This window comes from Pseudomonas sp. S3_G06, assembly GCF_054667565.1.
The window spans coordinates 4715666-4738124 of record NZ_CP162738.1 but is presented as its reverse complement, the minus strand read 5'-3'; the positions used below and the strand labels follow the sequence as shown (position 1 = coordinate 4738124).

Genomic DNA, 22459 nt, shown 5'->3' with positions numbered 1-22459 from the left:
GCCAGCGATAGCAATCGATCAATCAGTACAAGTCGACGGGATCAACATCCAGCGACCAGCGCACTGCCCGCCCACTCGGCATCTGCTCCAGCGCCAGCATCCAGCTCGCCAGCAAGCGATGCAACGGCGCCCGGGCGGTCGCCTGCAACAACAGTTGCGCGCGATAACGCCCGGCGCGGCGCTCCATCGGTGCCGGCACCGGCCCGAGCAGCTCGATGCCGCTCAGATTCAATTCGGCCAGCAGGCGTTCGGCCGCGCTGCACGCTTCGTCGAGAAAACCTTCCGCCTGCCCCGGCTTGTGCGCTTCGGCGCGCAGCAGCGCCAGATGGGCAAACGGCGGCAACCCGGCCGCGCGGCGTTCGCTCAAGGCTTGTTCGGCGAAGGCGAAATAACCCTGCTCGGTCAGTTGCACCAATAAAGGGTGGTCGGCCAAATGCGTCTGGATGATCACCTTGCCCGGCTCCTCAGCCCGGCCGGCGCGCCCGGCGACCTGCACGATCAACTGCGCCATGCGCTCGCTGGCGCGGAAGTCGCCGGAAAACAGGCCACCGTCGGCATCCAGAATCGATACCAGCGTCACCCTTGGGAAATGGTGCCCTTTGGCCAACATCTGCGTGCCGACCAGAATGCACGGCTGACCCTTTTGAATCGTCGCAAACAGCTGATTCATCGCGTCCTTGCGCGAAGTGCTGTCGCGATCGACGCGCAGTACCGGGTAATCCGGGAACAGAATCGCCAAGCGTTCTTCGGCGCGTTCGGTACCGGCGCCGACCGGGCGCAGATCGACCTTGCTGCATTTCGGGCATTGGCGCGGTGTGCGCTCAACGTTGCCGCAGTGGTGACAGCGCAACTCGCCGTAACGCTGGTGCACGGTCATGCGCGCATCGCAGCGCGAGCATTCGGACATCCAGCCGCAATCGTGGCAGAGCAGGGTCGGGGCAAAGCCGCGCCGGTTGAGGAACACCAGCACCTGCTGGCCGTTGGCGAGGGTCTGGCCGATGGCTTGCTGCATCGGCCCGGAAATACCACTGTCGAGCGGACGGCTTTTCACGTCCAGACGCAGGAAACGCGGTTGCTTGGCGCCGCCGGCGCGCTCGTTCAGGCGCAGCAGGCCGTAGCGGCCGGTGTAAGCGTTGTGCAGACTTTCCAGCGACGGCGTGGCGGAGCCGAGCACGATCGGGATGTTTTCCTGCCGTGCGCGTACCAGCGCCAGATCGCGAGCGTGGTAGCGCAGACCTTCCTGCTGTTTATAGGAACCGTCGTGCTCTTCATCGATGATGATCAGCCCGGGATTTTTCATTGGCGTGAACAGCGCCGAACGGGTGCCGATAATAATGTCGGCCTCGCCATCACGGGCGGCGAGCCAGGCTTCCAGGCGTTCGCGATCATTTACCGCCGAGTGCAGCAGGGCGATGCGCGCGTTGAAGCGCTGTTCGAAACGCGCCAGGGTCTGCGGGCCGAGGTTGATTTCCGGGATCAGCACCAGTGCCTGTTTGCCGGCTTCGAGGGTCTCGCGAATCAGTTGCAGATAGACTTCGGTCTTGCCGCTGCCGGTGACGCCGGCCAACAGGAAGGCGTGATAACTGTCGAAGCTGGCGCGAATCGCTTGATACGCCGCGCGTTGTTCACTGTTGAGCGGCAGCTCCGGTTGCGCCAGCCAGTGTTCATGGCGAGCGCCGGGGGCGTGGCGGCGGATTTCGACCTGCACCAGCCCCTTGGCCAGCAGCAGATCGAGGCTGTCCTTGCTCAGCATCAGTTTGCTCAACAACTGATGGGCGACGCCGTGGGGGTGCTGGGCCAGCGTGGTCAGCGCCTCGCGCTGGCGTGGCGCACGGGCCACTCGCGGGTCGTCAACGCTGGCGCCGGGGGCGATCGACCAGAAGCGTTCCTGCCGGGCCTCGGCCAACTCGCCCTGACGCAGCAATACTGGCAAGGCCCAGTTCAAGGTGTCGCCGAGGCTGTGCTGGTAATACTGCGCGGTCCACAGGCACAGCTTGAACAGCGCTGGCGGCAGTGGCGAAGTCGTGTCGAGCAGGGCCAGCGCCGGCTTGAGTTTTTCTGCCGGCACTTCGCTGGAGTCGGTGATCTCGACCAGAATGCCGATCATCTCGCGCCGGCCGAACGGCACCCGCAGGCGCATGCCCGGCTGCAATTGCTCGCGCCGCACCCCGGCCGGCGCCCGGTAATCGAACAGGCGGCGCAAAGGCGAAGGCAGGGCAAGGCGCAGAATGGCGTCGGGCACGCGGGGGGATCTCGATACGCAAAATGATCGGATATGCATGACCTGTGGGAGCGAGCCTGCTCGCGAAGGCGGTGGGTCAGGCAACACATGTGTCGACTGCCATGGCGCCTTCGCGAGCAGGCTCGCTCCCACAGGGGAATGCGTTCAAGGCCGGGAGCCTAGCAGACGGTCGGTCTCGGTGACAGCTTGCGCGATTGAAAAGGTCTGGTAGAATCCGCGGCCTAATTACGTGCGGTATTCAACAATAGTGTTGGGTGGCGGCACGCTAGCCTGAGGAAGACACCATGAAAGCCGAAATCCATCCGAACTACCCGGAAATCGCTGTTACCTGCAGCTGCGGTAACAAGTTCGAAACTCGTTCGACCTACGGCAAAGCCCTGGCGATCGACGTTTGCAACGAATGCCACCCGTTCTACACCGGTAAGCAGAAGACTCTGGACACCGGCGGCCGTGTGCAGAAGTTCGCAGACCGTTTCGCTACTTTCGGCGTCGGCAAAAAAGCCTGAGGCTGATCATTTTGGAAGGTCGCTTCGACTTCTCCAGACTGATGAAAAAGGCGTCCCTTGCGGGCGCCTTTTTTGTGTCTGCGATTTGGCTGTCCGCCGCCCAGGCCTTTTGTCCGGCACCCGCAGGTCTGGCCAGCGTTTCCGTGCAGCGGGTGGTCGATGGCGACACCCTGCGTCTGAGCGACGGGCGCAATGTGCGCATGATCGGCCTCAATACGCCGGAGCTGGGCAAGCAGGGCCGCAGCGACGAACCGTTCGCCGTGGCGGCGCGCAAACGCCTGCAAACGCTGGTCGATGACAGCGGCGGCCGGGTCGGTCTGCGGCCCGGCAAGCAGGCGAAAGACCATTACGACCGTACGCTGGCGCATGTTTACAGCGTCAGCGGAGTCAATCTCGAAGCGCAGATGCTTGCTGATGGTCTTGGTTTTCACGTTGCGGTGGCGCCGAACGTCGATCTGGTCGCCTGCCAACAGACCGCCGAACGCAGCGCGCGGCAGGCCGGACTTGGTCTCTGGCGGCAATCGCCGGTCCAGAAAGCGCAGCAGATCCAGCGTTCGGGCTTTGCCGTAGTCAGCGGTCGGGTGAGCAAGGTGCAGCGCAATCGCGGCGGAATCTGGATCGAGTTGCAGGACACGCTTGTATTGCGGGTTGCACCCAATCTGGTCGGACAATTTGACAGTGCTGGTTTGCAAGCATTGAAAGGCAGGCAGATCGAGGCGCGTGGCTGGGTGGTTGACCGATCCCGGCGCGGTGGTCTGCAAAAAGGTCAGGCGCGCTGGTTGCTGCCGTTGACCGATCCTTCGATGCTGGAAGTATCGCGCTGAAGAAAAATTGTAGACATTTTTACGGCTGATTGTGAACAGTCCAGCCCTTGTGCGCCGTGGCTCTTGGCCCAAAGTCGTAGGGCAGGGCGCTTGACAGCGGTGACTGCCCAGTCTTGTGGGGACTTTGCGAGGCGCGTATCCTCGCTGACCAGTCTGTCCAACAGTAAAAAAGCGGAATGCCAAAATGTCTGATCTGAAAACTGCCGCTCTCGAATACCACGCCAATCCTCGTCCGGGGAAGCTGAGTGTCGAGCTCACCAAGGCCACTGCTACCGCCCGCGACCTGTCGCTGGCCTACAGCCCCGGCGTAGCTGAACCAGTACGCGAGATCGCTCGCGATCCTGAACTGGCCTACAAATACACCGGCAAGGGCAACCTGGTGGCAGTCATTTCCGACGGCACCGCGATTCTCGGCCTGGGCAACCTCGGCCCACTGGCTTCCAAGCCTGTAATGGAAGGCAAAGGCGTGCTGTTCAAGCGCTTCGCCGGTATCGATGTATTCGACATCGAAGTCGACTCGGAAAGCCCGCAGGCCTTCATCGACACCGTCAAGCGCATCTCCATCACCTTCGGTGGCATCAACCTGGAAGACATCAAGGCGCCAGAGTGCTTTGAGATCGAACGCGCTCTGATCGAGCAGTGCGATATTCCGGTGTTCCACGATGACCAGCACGGCACCGCGATCGTGACCGCTGCGGGCATGATCAACGCCCTGGAAATCGCTGGCAAAACCCTGCCGGAAGCGAAGATTGTCTGCCTCGGCGCCGGCGCTGCCGCCATCTCCTGCATGAAACTGCTGGTGAGCATGGGCGCTCGCATCGAAAACATCTTCATGGTTGACCGTACCGGCGTGATCCACTCCGGCCGTGACGACCTGAACCAGTACAAAGCCGTGTTCGCTCACGCTACCGAGAAGCGCACCCTGGCAGACGCACTGGCAGGCGCTGACGTATTCGTTGGTCTGTCCGGTCCGAACCTGCTGAGCGCCGAAGGCCTGCTGTCGATGGCGGCCAACCCGATCGTCTTCGCCTGCTCCAACCCGGATCCGGAAATCTCCCCGGAACTGGCGCACGCCACCCGTAGCGACGTGATCATGGCTACCGGCCGTTCGGACTACCCGAACCAGGTCAACAACGTGCTGGGCTTCCCGTTCATCTTCCGTGGTGCCCTGGACGTTCGCGCCAAGCGCATCAACGAAGAAATGAAAGTCGCCGCCGCCAACGCCCTGCGCGAACTGGCCAAACTGCCTGTTCCACAGGACGTGTGCGATGCCTACGGCGGTGCTCCGCTGGAATTCGGCCGTGAGTACATCATTCCGAAACCAATGGACAAGCGCCTGATCACCCTGATCTCCGACGCCGTGGCCAAGGCTGCGATCGAGACCGGCGTGGCCACCCTGCCGTATCCGAAGAACTACCCGCTGAAAAGCGTGGATGACGTGTTCAACGGTTAAAAGCAGCCGCCCATAAAAAAACCCAGCCTGGTGCTGGGTTTTTTTATGGGCTACAAGCTACAAGCTACAAGCTACAAGCTACAAGCTACAAGCTACAAGCTACAAGCGTGCATCGTTCGCGCTTTTGCTTGCCGCTTGTAGCTTGGCGCTTGCAGCTGCTCCCTAGAACAGATCGATCGGCGCCTGTTCATCCGCCGGCAGCGGACTGCCAGGCACAACGCCGTTGCCCAGCTCGTTCACAGATGGCGGCGTGTCTTCGGCCTTGAACAGTTCGAAGTACGCCCCCGGTGTGCTCGGTGTCGCTGCACGGCCGCTGACCGGATCCACCCGCAGGCTGAGCAGACCTTCTGGCTCAGGCTGCACATGCGGCGGCTTGTCTTTCAGCGCGGCCGACATGTAATTCATCCAGATCGGCAGCGCCACGGTGCCGCCGAACTCACGGCGTCCGAGGCTTTCCGGCTGGTCGAAACCGGTCCACACCGTGGTTACGTAATCAGCGTTGTAACCGGAGAACCAGGCATCTTTCGATTCGTTGGTGGTACCGGTCTTGCCGGCGATGTCGCTGCGGCCCATGGCCAGTGCGCGCCGGCCGGTGCCGAGTTTGATTACGTCCTGCAGCATGCTGTTGAGGATGTAGGTGGTACGTCCATCGACAATCCGCTCGGCCACGGCCGGCGCTTGCGGCACTGCCGGATTGCCCGACGCTTCACCGGCTACCGGAGCGGCATTGACCGTGAACGACTCGGTAGTCGGCGCAGCGATACCGTCGGTCGCCGCGCCACCCTGTGGCACGGTCGGCGGGTTGGCGACGAACAGCGTGTCGCCGTTACGGCTTTCGATCCTGTCGATGATGTACGGGGTGATCTTGTAGCCGCCGTTGGCAAAGGTGCTCCAGCCAGTGGCGATTTCCATCGGCGTCAGCGTTGCGGTGCCGAGTGCCAGCGACAGGTTCGGCGGCAGGTCCTGCTTGTTGAAGCCGAAGCGGGTGATGTAGTCGATGGTCTTGCCCACGCCCATGGCCTGCAACAGGCGGATCGACACCAGGTTGCGCGACTTGTACAGCGCTTCACGCAGGCGGATCGGGCCGAGGAAAGTGTTGGTGTCGTTCTTCGGCCGCCAGACCTTGTCCAGGTACTCGTCGACGAACACGATCGGCGCATCGTTGACCAGGCTGGCAGCGGTGTAGCCGTTATCCAGCGCGGCGCTGTAAACGAATGGCTTGAAGCTCGAACCCGGCTGACGCTTGGCCTGCATGGCGCGGTTGTAGTTGCTCTGCTCGAAAGCGAAGCCACCCACCAGCGAACGGATCGCGCCGTTCTGCGGATCCAGCGACACCAGTGCGCCCTGAGCCTGCGGAATCTGACTGAATTTCAGTGAATTGTCGGTCTGGCGCTGCACGCGGATCAGATCACCGACCTGCGCGACATCCGACGGCTGGCGCGGGTTGGCGCCCATGCTGTTGGTATTGAGGAACGGTCGCGCCCATTTCATCGTGTCCCAGGCAACGTGCTCTTCACCGGTGCGGGTCAGCACTTGCAGGCCGGTTTTGTCGACTTGGGTGACGATGGCAGGTTCGAGACTGCTGATGGTGCGTTGCTTGGTCAGTTCGCTGGCCCAGGCTTCGCGGGTCTTGCCCGGCAGGCGCGACTCGGGGCCACGGTAGCCGTGGCGCTGGTCGTAAGTCATCAAGCCTTCGTGCAGTGCGGTGTTGGCCATTTCCTGCAGATTGCTTGGCACTGTGGTGGTGACGCGGAAGCCTTCGGTGTAGGCCTCGCTGCCATAACGGCCGACCATTTCGGCGCGGGCCATTTCGGCGATGTACGGTGCGTTCACTTCTGGGGTCGGCACGTGGTAGCTGGCGTTCAGCGGCTCGTTGATCGCCGCGGTGTAGTCGGCTTCGCTGATCTTGCCCAGCTTGTACATGCGCCCGAGGATCCAGTCGCGGCGTTCTTTGCTGCGCGCCGGGTTGGCCAGCGGGTTGAAGCGCGACGGAGCCTTTGGCAGACCGGCGATCATCGCCATCTGCGCGAGGCTGATGTCACGGATCGATTTGCCGTAATACACCTGCGCCGCCGCCTCGATGCCGTAGGCGCGGTTACCCAGGTAGATCTTGTTGACGTACAGCTCCAGGATCTCGTCCTTGGTCAGCTGCCGTTCGATCTGCAGGGCCAGCAGGATTTCCGTAGTTTTGCGCGAGAAGCTGCGCTCGCTGGTGAGGAAGAAGTTCTTCGCCACCTGCATGGTGATGGTGCTGCCGCCGGACTGAATGTGCCCACTCTTGACCAATTGCGTTGCCGCACGCATCAGGCTGCTCGGGTCGACGCCATAGTGATTGGCAAAATTGTCGTCTTCAGCACTTAGTAACGCATTGATGAAATTGGGCGGAATGTCGGCGAAACGGATCGGCGTACGGCGCATTTCGCCAAATTCTGCGATCAACTTGTTATCGCTGCTGTAGACGCGCAGAGGAATCTGCAACTGAATGCTTCTCAGCGCCTCCACAGACGGCAAACCCGGACTAAGGTAAAGAAAGGCGCCGCTGAGACCTAAGAGCAGTCCGCAGAAAACGGCGACGATGGACCAACCGAAAAATTTCAGCAGACGAATCAAGGCTTTTGGACATCCAGGGCAAAGAATGAATTTGGCACGGGGCTGCGGTTACACACAGAGCCATCCGCGCGGGCAGTAAAAAGCGGAAAAAATCGCTGGGCATTATAAGCACTTTTCCGTCGGAGGCGTCATTGGCGCTTCTGTCAAGACGGGGGTCAAGGAACGCAATGCGTATTACAGAGTCCGTAACTCACGGAAAGTCATAGGGAATTGGTAGTGCTGGGACTCTTCAATAAAAAGACCAATGCGTTACTGGGGATCGACATCAGCTCCACGTCGGTGAAGCTGCTGGAACTGAGCCGTCAGGGCGAGCGCTACCGGGTCGAGGCCTACGCGGTGGAGCCGTTGCCGGCGAACGCTGTGGTCGAAAAGAACATCGCCGAACTCGAGGGCGTTGGCCTGGCACTGAGCCGCCTGCTGGTCAAGGCGCGTACCGGGGTCAAGAGCGTGGCGGTGGCAGTGGCGGGTTCGGCGGTGATCACCAAGGTCATCGAGATGGACGCCGGGCTGTCCGACGACGAACTGGAAAACCAGCTCAAGATCGAGGCCGACCAATACATTCCCTACCCGCTGGACGAAGTCGCCATCGACTTTGAAGTCCAGGGCGTCTCGCCGCGCAACCCGGAACGGGTCAACGTGCTGCTCGCCGCCTGTCGCAAGGAAAACGTCGAGGTGCGTGAAGCGGCGCTGGCGCTCGCCGGCCTTACCGCGCGGGTGGTGGATGTCGAGGCCTACGCGCTGGAGCGCTCGTTCGGCCTGCTGGCGACGCATCTGGCGGCCTCACAGGAGCGCCTGACCGTGGCGGTGGTCGACATTGGCGCGACCATGACCACTCTCAGCGTCCTGCACAACGGCAAGATCATCTATACCCGCGAGCAATTGTTTGGCGGGCGCCAGCTCACCGAAGAGATCCAGCGCCGCTACGGCCTCACGGTCGAACAGGCGGGCCTGGCGAAAAAGCAGGGCGGGCTGCCTGACGATTACGTCAGCGAGGTCCTGCAGCCATTTCGCGAGGCGCTGGTGCAGCAAGTCTCGCGCTCGCTGCAGTTCTTCTTCGCCTCCGGCCAGTACAACGCGGTCGACCATATCCTGCTGGCGGGCGGCACCGCCTCGGTGCCCGGCCTGGACCGTCTGATCGAACAGCGTCTGGACACGCCGACGCAGGTCGCCAACCCGTTCGCCGACATGGCTTTAGGCAGCAAGGTCAATGCTGGGGCGCTGGCCAGTGATGCGCCAGCCTTGATGATTGCCTGCGGGCTCGCGCTCAGGAGTTTCGACTGATGGCGCGGATCAACCTTCTCCCCTGGCGCGAGGAGCGCCGCGAAGAACGGCGCAAGCGCTTTCTGCTGGTCCTGATCGGCGTGCTGGCCGGCTCGATCGGCGCGGTGCTGATTGCCGACCAGATCATCACCGCGGCCATCGAGCGGCAAATGGCGCGCAACGATTACATCGGCAAACAGATTGCCGTGGTCGACGAACGCATCAAGCAAATCAGCGAGCTCAAGGCGCGCCGCCAGCAATTGGTCGAGCGCATGCGCATCATCCAGGACCTGCAGGGCAACCGGCAGATCAGCGGGCGAATCTTCGACCAGTTGGCTCGCACGTTGCCGGACGGCGTGTATTTCACCGATGTGAAAATGGCCGGCAAGACCCTGTCCATCAGTGGCGCGGCGGAGTCGAACAACCGGGTCTCCGAGCTGATGCGCAATCTCGACGCGTCCGACTGGTTCGACGCGCCGAGCCTGAATGAGGTCAAGGCCACCAGCGCCGATCAGGTCGAACAGGCCAACGTCTTCCAGCTGACCGTTCGTCAGACCCAGCCCAAGGTTGTGGAGGACGAGCAATGAACGCCTCCGAGTGGCTGCATAGCCTGCGCAACATCGATTTCAACGACCTCGACACCAGCAACATCGGCTCCTGGCCGCCGGCCGTGAAAACCCTGTGCGGTGCGCTGGTGATGGTGTTGATTCTCGCGCTTGGCTATTACTTCTTCATCAGCGACATGGAAAATCAGCTCGACCTCAAGCGCGAAGAAGAAATCACCCTCAAGGAACAATTCGCCAGCAAGGCGCGGCTGTCGGCGAACCTTGAGCTCTATACCCAGCAAATGAAGGAAATGGAAAACACCTTCGGCGTGCTGCTGCGGCAATTGCCCAGCGATACCGAAGTGCCGGGCCTGCTCGAAGACATCACCCGCACCGGTCTGGGCAGCGGCCTGGAATTCGAGGAAATCAAGCTGCTGCCGGAAGTGACTCAGCCGTTCTACATCGAACTGCCGATCCAGATCACCGTGACCGGCGCCTATCACGACCTCGCCACCTTCGTCAGCGGCGTCGCCGGCCTGCCACGGATTGTGACTCTGCACGATTTCGAACTGGCGCCGGCCAATCCCGAGGGCGGGACGAAGCTGCGCATGAGTATTCTTGCCAAGACGTACCGCTATAACGACAAGGGGCTGGAGAAATGACCCCGATTCGTTACTTCGTCCTGCCCATGGTGCTGGCGTTGAGCGGTTGCGGTGGCGGCGATGACTTCAGCGACCTCGACGCGTACCTCAACGAAGTGCGCCTGCGCCCGGCGGGCAAGATTGAACCAACGCCGACATTCCGGTCTTACCCCACATTCACTTACAGCGCCGCCAACCTGCGCAGCCCGTTTTCGCGGCAGGCGCGGGTCGATCTGGCCGGGCAGAAGCACGGCTCGCGCAACGTCAAACCCGACCCCAACCGGGTCAAGCAATACCTTGAAGGGTTCAACATCGAGCAGTTCGAAATGGTCGGCACGATCGCCAATGCCTCGGGCTCGTTCGCGCTGCTGCGCGGCGCAGGCGGGGTGCATCGTCTCAAGGTCGGCGACTACCTGGGCCGCAACGACGGCCGCATCGTCGCCATCAGCCCTACCCAGGTCGATGTCGTCGAGATCGTGCCCGACGGCGCCGGCGCCTGGCTGGAGCGGCCGCGCACCATTCCTTTGAAAGAGCACTCATAGTGGAAGTCGAACAATGAACAGGATTTTCTCCACCCTCGGTTTTTCGCTATGGATAGCGCTGGTGTCACCGATGGTAATGGCGGCCAGTCTGAAAGCGCTGGATGTTGCCGCGCTGCCGGGTGACCGCGTCGAACTGAAGCTGTCGCTCGACGGCCCGCCACCACAGCCCAAGGGCTACACAACCGAGTCACCGGCACGCATTGCACTGGATCTGCCGGGCGTGACCAGCCAGTTGGCCAACAAGAATCTTGATCTGGGCAGCGGCAACGCGCGCACGGCCACGGTGGCCGAAGCCAAGGATCGCACGCGGCTGATTGTCAGCCTGACGCAGTTGGCGCCTTACAGCACGCGGGTCGAGGGCAATAATCTGTTTGTGGTGGTCGGTCAGGGCGCCTCCACGACAGCGCCGCGCCCGGCTGCCGTGGCACCGCGTGCCGCCACGGCCGCTGCGGCACCTGCCAGACCAGCCGCGCAACGAAGCAGGGCGATCCGCGGCGTCGATTTCCAGCGCGGCACCGAGGGCGAGGGCAACGTAGTCATCGACCTCTCCGATCCGACCATCGCCCCGGATATTCAGGAGCACGATGGCAAGATCATCCTCAGCTTCGCCCGCACGCAATTGCCGGAAAAACTGCGCGTGCGCCTGGATGTCAAGGACTTCGCCACGCCGGTGCAGTTCGTCAACGCAGCGCTCACCGGCGATCGCACCGTGATCAGCGTCGAGCCCAGCGGCACCTTCGACTACTCCACGTTTCAGACCGACAACAAGCTCACCGTCAGCGTGCGGCCGATGAGCATCGACGACCTGCAAAAGCGCAACGCCGACCGTCAGGCCTATGTCGGCGACAAGCTGTCACTGAATTTTCAGGACATCGACGTGCGCTCGGTGCTGCAGTTGATCGCGGACTTCACCAACCTCAACCTCGTAGCAAGCGATACGGTGCAGGGCGGGATCACCTTGCGCCTGCAGAACGTGCCGTGGGATCAGGCGCTGGATCTGGTGCTGAAAACCAAGGGGCTGGACAAGCGCAAGATCGGCAACGTGCTGCTGGTCGCGCCGGCCGATGAAATTGCCGCTCGCGAGCGTCAGGAGCTGGAATCGCAGAAGCAGATCGCCGAGCTGGCGCCCCTGCGTCGTGAGCTGCTGCAAGTCAATTACGCCAAGGCGGCGGACATCGCCAAGCTGTTCCAGTCGGTGACCAGTGCCGAGGCCAAGGTCGACGAGCGCGGTTCGATTACCGTCGATGAGCGAACCAACAACATCATTGCCTACCAGACCCAGGATCGCCTCGACGAACTCCGGCGGATCGTCGCGCAGCTGGATATTCCGGTGCGCCAGGTGATGATCGAGGCGCGCATCGTCGAGGCCAACGTCGATTACGACAAGAGCCTGGGCGTGCGCTGGGGCGGTTCGGTGCAGAACAAGGGCAACTGGAACGCCTCCGGGGTCAATGGCTCGTCGAGCACCATCGGTACGCCGGGCAGTACCGGCACCAACTCGCCGTTCGTCGACATGGGCACGGTCAATAACACTTCGGGGATCGGCATCGCGTTCATCACCGACAACGTGTTGCTGGATCTCGAACTGACGGCGATGGAAAAGACCGGCAACGGCGAAATCGTCTCGCAGCCGAAGGTGGTCACCTCGGACAAGGAAACCGCGAAGATACTCAAAGGCACCGAAATCCCCTATCAGGAGGCCAGCTCCAGCGGTGCGACCTCGGTGTCGTTCAAGGAGGCCTCGCTGTCCCTGGAAGTGACCCCGCAGATCACCCCGGACAACCGCATTATCATGGAGGTCAAGGTCACCAAGGATGAGCCCGACTACCTGAACAAAGTGCAGGATGTGCCGCCGATCAAGAAAAACGAGGTCAACGCCAAAGTGCTGGTAAATGATGGCGAGACCATCGTAATTGGCGGTGTTTTTTCAAATACTCAGAGCAAGGTCGTAGATAAGGTGCCATTTCTTGGCGATGTGCCGTATCTTGGCCGCCTTTTCCGGCGTGATGTGGTTTCGGAGAAAAAATCCGAGCTGCTGGTATTTCTCACTCCGCGTATCATGAATAACCAGGCGATTGCTGTGAGTCGTTGATTCTGTGCGAAATTTGATACTTGTAGGACCGATGGGTGCTGGCAAAAGCACCATCGGCCGATTGCTGGCCAAAGAGCTGCGCCTGCCGTTCAAGGATTCCGACAGGGAAATTGAGCTGCGCACGGGTGCCAATATCCCATGGATCTTCGATAAGGAAGGCGAGCCCGGCTTTCGTGACCGCGAGCAGGCGATGATCGCCGAGCTGTGCGCGTTCGATGGCGTGGTGCTGGCGACCGGCGGCGGCGCGGTGATGCGTGATGCCAATCGCAAGGCCCTGCATGACGGCGGGCGCGTGGTGTATCTGCACGCCTCCGTCGAGCAGCAGGTGGGCCGCACCTCCCGCGATCGCAATCGGCCGCTGCTGCGCACCGCCGATCCGGCGAAAACCCTGCGCGACCTGCTCGAGATCCGTGATCCGCTTTATCGGGAAATCGCCGATCTGGTGGTGGAAACCGACGAGCGGCCGCCACGCATGGTGGTGCTCGACATTCTCGACCGCCTTGCGCAGTTGCCACCCCGTTAAAGCATCGTCCGAAATGCGCTATCCTCGGCGTCCGGTCAGCGCTCGCCGAGGGTGTGGCGCATGCCTGGCGAGCGGCGTCATACCGCTACAGGCCGCAGAACACCAATAATTTCAGGGCAGGATGCCTGCTTCCATCTTCACTGTGGGGACACATGCAGACACTCAAGGTCGATTTAGGCGAGCGCAGCTACCCGATTCATATTGGCGAAGGTCTGTTGGATCAGCCGGAACTGCTGGCGCCGCATATCCACGGGCGGCAGGTGGCAATCATCTCCAACGAAACCGTCGCGCCGCTCTATCTCGAACGTCTGACCCGCAGCCTGTCTCAGTTCTCGGTGATCTCGGTGGTGTTGCCCGACGGTGAAGCCTTCAAGAACTGGGAAACCCTGCAACTGATTTTCGACGGTCTGCTGACCGCCCGTCACGACCGCCGTACCACCGTGATCGCCTTGGGCGGCGGGGTGATCGGCGACATGGCCGGGTTCGCTGCCGCCTGCTATCAGCGCGGTGTCGGTTTCATCCAGATTCCTACCACGCTGTTGTCGCAGGTCGATTCCTCAGTCGGCGGCAAGACCGGCATCAACCATCCGCTGGGCAAGAACATGGTCGGCGCGTTCTATCAGCCGAACGTCGTGCTGATCGACACCGCATCGCTGAAAACCCTGCCCCAGCGCGAGTTGTCGGCGGGCCTGGCGGAAGTCATCAAGTACGGCCTGATCTGCGATGAGCCGTTCCTGACCTGGCTGGAAGAAAACGTCGACGCCCTGCGCGCGCTGGACCAGACCGCGCTGACCTATGCGATCGAGCGTTCCTGCGCGGCCAAGGCTGCGGTGGTCGGTGCCGATGAAAAGGAAACCGGCGTGCGCGCCACGCTCAACCTCGGCCATACCTTCGGCCACGCCATCGAAACCCACATGGGCTATGGTGTCTGGCTGCATGGCGAAGCGGTGGCGGCGGGTACCGTGATGGCGCTGGAAATGTCCGCGCGTCTGGGCTGGATCAGCGACCAGGAGCGTGATCGCGGCATTCGTCTGTTCCAGCGTGCCGGCCTGCCGGTCATTCCGCCTGAAGAGATGCACGAAGCCGATTTTCTCCAACACATGGCAATTGATAAAAAAGTGATCGACGGTCGTCTGCGCCTGGTGCTGCTGCGCCGGATGGGCGAAGCGGTAGTGACCGACGATTATCCGAAAGAGGTTCTACAGGCCACGCTGGGAGCGGATTACCGCGCCCTGGCTCAGCTTAAAGGTTAAAACGATTCCGATGACTAGTTTGCATGCCGACGAGGCGTTTCTCGGCCATTTCCAGTTAAGTCACGACCCGTTCGCGCCACGGGTGCCGGGCTTCAAATTCTTCCCGGCCCAGCGCAAACCGGTGCTGGGTCAACTGCATCACCTGGCGCGCTACAGCCAGTTGCTGCTGGTGGTCACCGGCCCGCAAGGCAGCGGCAAGACCCTGCTGCGGCAGGCGCTCGTTGCCAGTACCAACAAGCAATCGGTGCAAAGCGTGGTGGTTTCCGCCCGTGGCGCCGGTGATGCGGCCGGCGTGCTGCGCCAGGTGGCGCAGGCGCTGGATGTCGCTCAGGCTGAAGTCGGCGCGATTCTCGAGCAGGTAGTGCAGCTGGGTCTGACCGGGCAGGAAGTCTATCTGCTCGTGGACGATGCCGAGCAGCTCGACGAGTCCGCGCTGGAAGCATTGATGGCGCTCGGCGCCGGCACGCCGGAAGGTCGTCCGCATGTGTTCCTGTTCGGCGAGTCTTCGCTGATCGCTCAGCTCGAGGCGTTGCAGCTCGAGGAAGAGCGTTTCCACGTCATCGAATTGCAGCCGTACACCGAAGAAGAGACCCGCGAATATCTCGACCAGCGGCTGGAAGGCGCGGGCCGGGGTGTCGAACTTTTCACCGCAGATCAGATCTCTGATATTCACGAAAGCTCCGAGGGCTGGCCGGGCAACATCAACCAGGTCGCTCGCGATGCACTGATCGAAGTCATGATTGCCAGCCGCTCCGCGGTCAAGCGTCCAAGTATGGGGTTCAACATGCCGAAGAAACACGTATTGGCGATTTCCGCCGTCGTTGTGGTCGCGGTTGCCGCCGCCTGGCTGATGCCGGGTCGCAGCAAGGCACCGACCACCGGTGCTCCGGCCAATGAACAGGCGCAACTGCCATTGGGTCAGGGCGCAGCGAACGGCGCCAACCCGTCCGTCGAATTCGCCGGTAACACCCAGCCGATGCCGCTGCCATTGGTCGGCAACTCGCAGCCGGTCATGCGTGGCCCGCTAGCGGAAGCCGCCGGTGGCATCACCGAAGGCGACGACGGCGTGCCGCTGGAAGGCTCCAGCGATACGCCGCCGACCGTAACCACCTCTGCACCGCCTGCGGGCGTTCCGGCCGGTCCTGCGCCGACACCGGCTCCGACCCCTGCCGCCAAACCGGCACCAACCCCGGCACCGACACAGATCGCCACGGCCAAGCCTGCTCCGGCCACCCCGGCGCCAGCTGCGAAACCGGCTCCTGCTCCGGCCAAGCCTGCCGACAAGCCAGTTACCGTGGCCAAGGCTGCCGGTGGCAGCTGGTACGCCGGTCAGCCGACCAGCAACTATGTCGTGCAGATCCTCGGCACCAGCTCGGAAACCGCTGCGCAGAACTTCGTCAAGGAGCAGGGCGGCGAGTACCGTTATTTCAAGAAAGTTCTCAACGGCAAGCCGCTTTACGTGATCACCTACGGCAACTTTGCCAATCGTGATGCGGCCGTTTCTGCCATCAAGGCCTTGCCAGCGAAGGTTCAGGCTGGTAAACCTTGGCCTCGCACTGTCGCCAGCGTCCAACAGGAACTGGCAACAACTCGCTGAAGATTCGGCGGCCTTACCCAGGCCGCCTCTCCCGGCACCTCAAAATCTCCACGAGTGCGCGCTTCCTGAAAAGGTCGCGTGCCTTGTGGTGTCTGCGTCACAGTAGTCTTTGAGTCGTTGCGGTCAGAATTTAAAAAAGTTTTGACTAGCACAGCAGATCGCTTTAAACCTTTCACAAATGCGACATGAATTTGCGACAGTTCGTCGTCAAATTTGTGAGCCTCTGTGTCGCTGTGTACAATGACCACCCTTTTGCCCCCGCTAAGCCGGCGTACGTTCGGCGCGGAACGCAAGTGGTTGAATTGAAAAGAAATTTGCCTCGAGTAGAGGCAGCCTGGTGAGAAAGTGTCTATGAAAGCAGGTCTGTACCAACCAGATGAATTCAAGGATAACTGCGGTTTCGGCCTGATAGCTCATATGCAGGGCGAGCCCAGTCATACCCTTTTGCAAACGGCCATCGAGGCCCTGACCTGCATGACCCACCGCGGTGGGATTAATGCCGACGGCAAGACCGGTGACGGTTGCGGTCTGCTGATTCAAAAACCCGACGCCTTCCTGCGAGCCATTGCCCAGGAAAGCTTCGGCGTCGATATGCCCAAGCAATATGCAGTGGGCATGGTGTTCTTCAATCAGGATCCGGCCAAGGCCGAAGCCGCTCGCGAGAACATGAACCGCGAGATCCTTGCTGAAGGCCTGCAACTGATCGGCTGGCGCAAAGTGCCGATCGACACCAGCGTCCTCGGCCGCCTGGCCCTTGAACGCCTGCCGCAGATCGAGCAGGTCTACATCGGCGGCGAAGGCCTGAGCGATCAGGACATGGCCGTGAAGCTGTTCAGCGCCCGTCGCCGTTCGTCGGTGGCCAACGCCGCTGACACCGACCATTACATCTGCAGCTTTTCGCACAAGACCATCATCTATAAAGGCCTGATGATGCCGGCCGACCTGGCCGCGTTCTATCCGGACCTGAGTGACGAACGCCTGCAAACCGCAATCTGCGTGTTCCACCAGCGCTTCTCTACCAACACCCTGCCGAAATGGCCGCTGGCGCAGCCGTTCCGCTTCCTCGCCCACAACGGCGAAATCAACACCATCACCGGTAACCGCAACTGGGCGCAGGCCCGGCGGACCAAGTTCACCAATGATCTGATGGATCTGGAAGAGCTCGGCCCGCTGGTCAACCGCGTCGGTTCCGACTCGTCGAGCATGGACAACATGCTCGAACTGATGGTCACCGGTGGCATCGACCTGTTCCGTGGCGTGCGGATGATCATTCCGCCAGCGTGGCAGAACGTCGAAACCATGGACCCGGATCTGCGTGCGTTCTACGAGTACAACTCGATGCACATGGAACCGTGGGACGGCCCGGCAGGCGTGGTGATGACCGATGGTCGCTACGCAGTGTGCCTGCTCGACCGTAACGGTCTGCGTCCGGCGCGCTGGGTCACCACCAAGAATGGTTTCATCACCCTCGCCTCGGAAATCGGCGTGTGGAACTACCAGCCCGAAGACGTGCTCGCCAAGGGTCGTGTCGGCCCTGGCCAGATCTTCGCTGTGGACACCGAAACCGGGCAGATCCTCGATACCGATGCGATCGACAACCGTCTGAAATCCCGTCATCCGTACAAGCAGTGGCTGCGCAAGAATGCCCTGCGCATTCAGGCGACCATGGAAGACAACGACCACGGTTCGGCTTTCTACGACGTCGACCAGCTCAAGCAGTACATGAAGATGTATCAGGTCACGTTCGAAGAGCGTGATCAGGTACTGCGCCCGCTCGGCGAGCAAGGTTACGAAGCCGTGGGCTCGATGGGCGACGACACGCCGATGGCCGTGCTGTCCCAGCGTGTACGCACGCCGTACGACTATTTCCGTCAGCAGTTCGCGCAGGTCACCAACCCGCCGATCGACCCGCTGCGTGAAGCGATCGTGATGTCGCTGGAAATCTGCCTCGGTGCCGAGCGCAACATTTTCCAGGAGTCGCCGGAACACGCCTCGCGCGTGATCCTCAGCTCGCCAGTGATCTCGCCGGCCAAGTGGCGCTCGCTGATGAACCTCGACCGTCCGGGTTTCGAACGGGCGATCATCGACCTCAACTACGACGAAAGCCTCGGCCTCGAAGCGGCGATCCGCAACGTTGCCGATCAGGCTGAAGAAGCCGTGCGCGCCGGGCGTACCCAGATCGTTCTGAGCGACCGCCATATCGCCCCGGGCAAGCTGCCGATCCACGCCTCCCTGGCGACCGGTGCCGTGCACCACCGTCTGACCGAAAAAGGCCTGCGTTGCGATTCCAACATCCTCGTTGAAACCGCGACCGCCCGTGACCCGCATCACTTCGCCGTGCTGATCGGTTTCGGCGCCTCGGCGGTGTATCCGTTCCTGGCCTACGAAGTATTGGGTGACCTGATCCGTACCGGTGAAGTGCTGGGCGACCTCTACGAGGTGTTCAAGAACTACCGCAAGGGCATCACCAAAGGCCTGCTGAAGATCCTGTCGAAGATGGGTATCTCGACCATCGCTTCGTACCGTGGTGCGCAGCTGTTCGAGGCCATCGGCCTGTCCGAAGAAGTTTGCGAGCTGAGCTTCCGTGGTGTGCCGAGCCGCATCAAGGGCGCGCGTTTCGTCGACATCGAAGCCGAGCAGAAAGCCCTCGCCGTCGAAGCCTGGAGTCCGCGCAAGCCGATCCAGCAGGGCGGTCTGCTGAAGTTCGTCCACGGTGGCGAATATCACGCCTACAACCCGGACGTGGTCAACACCCTGCAAGCCGCTGTGCAGCAGGGCGACTACGCCAAGTTCAAGGAATACACCTCGCTGGTAGACAACCGTCCGGTGTCGATGATTCGTGACCTGTTCAAGGTCAAGACTCTCGACACGCCGCTGGACATCAGTGAAGTCGAGCCGCTGGAGTCGGTGCTCAAGCGCTTCGACTCCGCCGGTATCTCGCTGGGCGCACTGTCGCCGGAAGCTCACGAAGCCCTGGCCGAAGCCATGAACCGCCTCGGCGCGCGTTCCAACTCCGGCGAAGGTGGTGAAGATCCGGCGCGTTACGGCACCATCAAGAGTTCGAAAATCAAGCAGGTCGCGACTGGCCGTTTCGGTGTAACTCCGGAATACCTGGTCAACGCCGAAGTGCTGCAGATCAAGGTCGCCCAAGGCGCCAAGCCGGGCGAGGGCGGGCAACTGCCGGGCGGCAAGGTCAACGGGCTGATCGCCAAGCTGCGTTACGCAGTGCCGGGCGTGACCCTGATTTCGCCACCGCCGCACCACGACATCTATTCGATCGAAGATTTGTCGCAGTTGATCTTTGACTTGAAGCAGGTCAACCCGCAGGCGCTGGTTTCGGTGAAGCTGGTAGCAGAAGCGGGCGTCGGCACCATCGCCGCCGGTGTGGCCAAGGCCTATGCCGACCTGATCACCATTTCCGGCTACGACGGTGGCACCGGTGCTTCGCCGCTGACCTCGATCAAATACGCAGGCGCACCGTGGGAACTCGGCTTGGCTGAAACCCACCAGACTTTGCGCGGCAACGACCTGCGCGGCAAAGTCCGGGTGCAGACCGACGGCGGCCTGAAAACCGGCCTCGACGTGATCAAGGCCGCAATCCTCGGCGCCGAGAGCTTCGGCTTCGGTACCGCGCCGATGATCGCACTGGGCTGCAAATACCTGCGCATCTGCCATCTGAACAACTGCGCCACTGGCGTCGCGACGCAGAACGAGAAACTGCGCAAGGATCACTACATCGGCACCGTCGACATGGTGGTGAATTTCTTCACCTACGTCGCCGAAGAAACCCGTGAGTGGCTGGCCAAGCTTGGCGTGCGCTCCCTCGAAGAGCTGATCGGTCGCACCGATCTGCTGGAAATCCTCGAAGGCCAGACTGCCAAGCAACATCACCTGGACCTGACGCCGCTGTTGGGCAGCGATCACATCCCGGCGGACAAACCGCAGTTCTGCGGCGTCGAGCGCAACCCGCCGTTCGATAAAGGTCTGCTGGCGGAGAAGATGGTCGAGCTGGCCGCGTCGGCGATCAACGACCTCAGCGGTGCCGAGTTCGAGCTGGATATCTGCAACTGCGACCGTTCGATCGGCGCCCGAATCTCCGGCGAAATCGCGCGCAAGCACGGCAACCAGGGCATGGCCAAGGCGCCGATCACCTTCCGCTTCAAGGGCACGGCAGGTCAGAGCTTCGGTGTGTGGAACGCCGGCGGTCTGAACATGTACCTGGAAGGCGACGCCAACGACTACGTCGGCAAAGGCATGACCGGCGGCAAGCTGGTCATCGTGCCGCCGAAGGGCAGCGTCTACAAGACTCAGGAAAGCGCCATCATCGGCAACACCTGCCTGTACGGCGCCACTGGCGGCAAGTTGTTCGCCGCCGGCACCGCAGGCGAGCGTTTCGCCGTGCGCAACTCCGGTGCCCACACCGTTGTGGAAGGCACTGGCGATCACTGCTGCGAGTACATGACCGGTGGTTTCGTCTGCGTGCTGGGCAAGACCGGTTACAACTTCGGTTCTGGCATGACCGGTGGTTTCGCCTACGTGCTCGATCAGGACAACACCTTCGTTGACCGGGTCAATCACGAACTGGTGGAAATCCAGCGGATCAGCGGCGAGGCGATGGAAGCCTATCGCAGCCACCTGCAGAACGTGCTGAACGAGTACGTCGCCGAAACCGACAGCGAGTGGGGTCGTGAACTCGCCGAGAACCTCGACGATTACGTGCGTCGTTTCTGGCTGGTCAAACCGAAGGCAGCGAGTCTGAAATCTCTGCTCTCCAGTACTCGTGCGAGTCCGCAGTAACGACGCAGCTGCAAGCCACTAGCTTCAAGCGACAAGCTGAAGCTAGTACGCGTTGTACCGGACTAATGTGATTTTCTTGCAGCTTGAAGCTTGTAGCTTGGAGCTGTCGTGTAAGAGGTTTTAGTAATGGCTGAACGTCTGAATAACGACTTCCAGTTCATCGATGTCGGGCGCAAGGATCCGAAGAAGAAACTGTTGCGTCAACGCAAGAAAGAGTTCGTTGAAATCTACGAACCGTTCAAACCCCAGCAGTCGGCCGATCAGGCCCACCGCTGCCTGGGTTGCGGCAACCCGTATTGCGAATGGAAGTGCCCGGTGCACAACTTCATTCCAAACTGGCTCAAATTGGTCGCCGAGGGCAACATCCTTCAGGCCGCCGAGCTGTCGCACCAGACCAACACCCTGCCGGAAGTCTGCGGCCGGGTGTGCCCGCAGGATCGTCTGTGCGAGGGTGCCTGCACCCTTAACGACGGCTTCGGCGCGGTGACCATCGGTTCGGTCGAGAAGTACATCACCGACACCGCGTTCGCCATGGGCTGGCGCCCGGACATGTCCAAGGTCAAACCGACCGGCAAACGTGTCGCGATCATCGGCGCAGGCCCGGCGGGTCTGGGTTGCGCCGACGTGCTGGTGCGTGGCGGTGTAACTCCGGTGGTGTTCGACAAGAACCCGGAAATCGGTGGCCTGCTGACCTTCGGCATCCCCGAGTTCAAGCTGGAAAAGACCGTGCTGAGCAATCGTCGCGAAGTCTTCACCGGCATGGGCATCGAGTTCCGTCTCAACACCGAAGTCGGCAAAGACGTGACCATGGAACAACTGCTCGCCGAGTACGATGCGGTCTTCATGGGCATGGGCACCTACACCTACATGAAGGGCGGTTTTGCCGGTGAGGATCTGCCAGGCGTTTATGACGCGCTGGACTTCCTCATCGCCAACGTCAATCGCAACCTGGGCTTTGAAAAGTCGCCGGAAGATTTCGTCGACATGAAAGGCAAGAAGGTTGTGGTGCTCGGCGGCGGCGACACGGCGATGGACTGCAATCGCACCTCGATCCGTCAGGGCGCCAAGTCGGTGACCTGCGCTTATCGTCGTGACGAAGCGAACATGCCCGGCTCGCGCAAAGAGGTGAAGAACGCCAAGGAAGAAGGCGTGAAATTCCTCTACAACCGCCAGCCGATCGCCATCGTCGGTGAAGACAAGGTCGAAGGCGTGAAGGTGGTCGAGACCCGTCTCGGCGAACCGGACGCCCGTGGCCGTCGTAGCCCCGAGCCGATCCCGGGTTCCGAAGAGATCATCCCGGCCGACGCCGTGGTCATCGCCTTCGGCTTCCGTCCGAGCCCGGCACCGTGGTTCGAACAGTTCGAGATCCAGACCGACAGCCAGGGCCGCGTTGTTGCGCCTGAGCAAGGTCAGTACAAGCACCAGACCAGCAACCCGAAAATCTTCGCCGGTGGCGACATGGTGCGCGGTTCCGACCTGGTGGTGACGGCGATCTTTGAAGGGCGCAATGCGGCTGAAGGGATCCTCGATTACCTGGGTGTCTAACCCCGGCGCCTGAGCCAAACGCAATACTC

General features: G+C 61.6%; 15 protein-coding genes. 13 read left to right on the top strand and 2 right to left on the bottom strand.

Features of this window, described 5'->3' with window-relative positions:
- Positions 1 to 22 precede the first annotated feature (22 nt).
- The gene (locus AB4N47_RS21095) at positions 23 to 2242 is read right to left on the bottom strand and encodes a primosomal protein N' (protein WP_460154333.1); all 2220 of its coding nucleotides are present in this window, start codon (positions 2240 to 2242) and stop codon (positions 23 to 25) included.
- Positions 2243 to 2526: 284 nt separating this feature from the next.
- Between AB4N47_RS21095 and rpmE the strand changes: the two genes are divergently transcribed.
- The 3 genes from rpmE (at position 2527) to AB4N47_RS21080 (ending at position 5025) form a co-directional block, all read left to right on the top strand.
- Positions 2527 to 2748, top strand: coding sequence for a 50S ribosomal protein L31 (gene rpmE / locus AB4N47_RS21090; protein ID WP_016772055.1), 222 nt, complete (start codon positions 2527 to 2529; stop codon positions 2746 to 2748).
- A 41-nt stretch (positions 2749 to 2789) separates the two neighbouring features.
- Positions 2790 to 3572, top strand: coding sequence for a thermonuclease family protein (locus tag AB4N47_RS21085; protein ID WP_341638558.1), 783 nt, complete (start codon positions 2790 to 2792; stop codon positions 3570 to 3572).
- Positions 3573 to 3756: 184 nt separating this feature from the next.
- Positions 3757 to 5025, top strand: a complete 1269-nt coding sequence (locus AB4N47_RS21080) for a malic enzyme-like NAD(P)-binding protein (protein WP_016772053.1) — start codon at positions 3757 to 3759, stop codon at positions 5023 to 5025.
- A gap of 162 nt (positions 5026 to 5187) precedes the next feature.
- Here the strand turns inward: AB4N47_RS21080 and AB4N47_RS21075 are convergent, their stop codons facing one another.
- Entirely contained in the window at positions 5188 to 7632 is a 2445-nt protein-coding gene (locus tag AB4N47_RS21075; RefSeq protein WP_445941207.1) for a penicillin-binding protein 1A, read from the bottom strand.
- A gap of 219 nt (positions 7633 to 7851) precedes the next feature.
- Here AB4N47_RS21075 and AB4N47_RS21070 point away from each other — a divergent pair, with 219 nt between their 5' ends.
- The 10 genes from AB4N47_RS21070 (at position 7852) to AB4N47_RS21025 (ending at position 22430) form a co-directional block, all read left to right on the top strand.
- Positions 7852 to 8916 (top strand): pilus assembly protein PilM, encoded by a 1065-nt coding sequence (locus AB4N47_RS21070; RefSeq protein WP_123444016.1) that lies wholly within the window; start codon positions 7852 to 7854, stop codon positions 8914 to 8916.
- Positions 8916 to 9482 carry a PilN domain-containing protein gene (locus AB4N47_RS21065; RefSeq protein ID WP_016772051.1) on the top strand — a complete coding sequence of 189 codons (567 nt, stop codon included), beginning with the start codon at positions 8916 to 8918 and terminating at the stop codon, positions 9480 to 9482. Before AB4N47_RS21070 ends, AB4N47_RS21065 begins: the two co-directional genes overlap by 1 nt.
- A complete protein-coding gene (gene pilO / locus AB4N47_RS21060; protein WP_130887650.1) occupies positions 9479 to 10102 on the top strand; it encodes a type 4a pilus biogenesis protein PilO in 624 nt (207 codons plus the stop codon). The genes AB4N47_RS21065 and pilO overlap by 4 nt, the downstream gene beginning before the upstream one ends.
- Positions 10099 to 10623 carry a pilus assembly protein PilP gene (locus AB4N47_RS21055; protein ID WP_110602600.1) on the top strand — a complete coding sequence of 175 codons (525 nt, stop codon included), beginning with the start codon at positions 10099 to 10101 and terminating at the stop codon, positions 10621 to 10623. Before pilO ends, AB4N47_RS21055 begins: the two co-directional genes overlap by 4 nt.
- A gap of 13 nt (positions 10624 to 10636) precedes the next feature.
- Positions 10637 to 12715, top strand: a complete 2079-nt coding sequence (gene pilQ / locus AB4N47_RS21050) for a type IV pilus secretin PilQ (protein WP_341638420.1) — start codon at positions 10637 to 10639, stop codon at positions 12713 to 12715.
- A gap of 4 nt (positions 12716 to 12719) precedes the next feature.
- Positions 12720 to 13238 (top strand): shikimate kinase AroK, encoded by a 519-nt coding sequence (aroK, locus tag AB4N47_RS21045; RefSeq protein WP_341638421.1) that lies wholly within the window; start codon positions 12720 to 12722, stop codon positions 13236 to 13238.
- A gap of 152 nt (positions 13239 to 13390) precedes the next feature.
- Positions 13391 to 14491, top strand: a complete 1101-nt coding sequence (gene aroB / locus AB4N47_RS21040; protein ID WP_341638422.1) for a 3-dehydroquinate synthase — start codon at positions 13391 to 13393, stop codon at positions 14489 to 14491.
- 10 nt (positions 14492 to 14501) lie between these two features.
- Positions 14502 to 16088, top strand: a complete 1587-nt coding sequence (locus AB4N47_RS21035; RefSeq protein WP_056787348.1) for an AAA family ATPase — start codon at positions 14502 to 14504, stop codon at positions 16086 to 16088.
- Positions 16089 to 16439: 351 nt separating this feature from the next.
- Positions 16440 to 20885, top strand: a complete 4446-nt coding sequence (gene gltB, locus AB4N47_RS21030; RefSeq protein WP_341638423.1) for a glutamate synthase large subunit — start codon at positions 16440 to 16442, stop codon at positions 20883 to 20885.
- Between the two features lie 126 nt (positions 20886 to 21011).
- A complete protein-coding gene (locus tag AB4N47_RS21025) occupies positions 21012 to 22430 on the top strand; it encodes an FAD-dependent oxidoreductase (protein ID WP_007909438.1) in 1419 nt (472 codons plus the stop codon).
- The last annotated feature ends 29 nt before the right edge of the window (positions 22431 to 22459 follow it).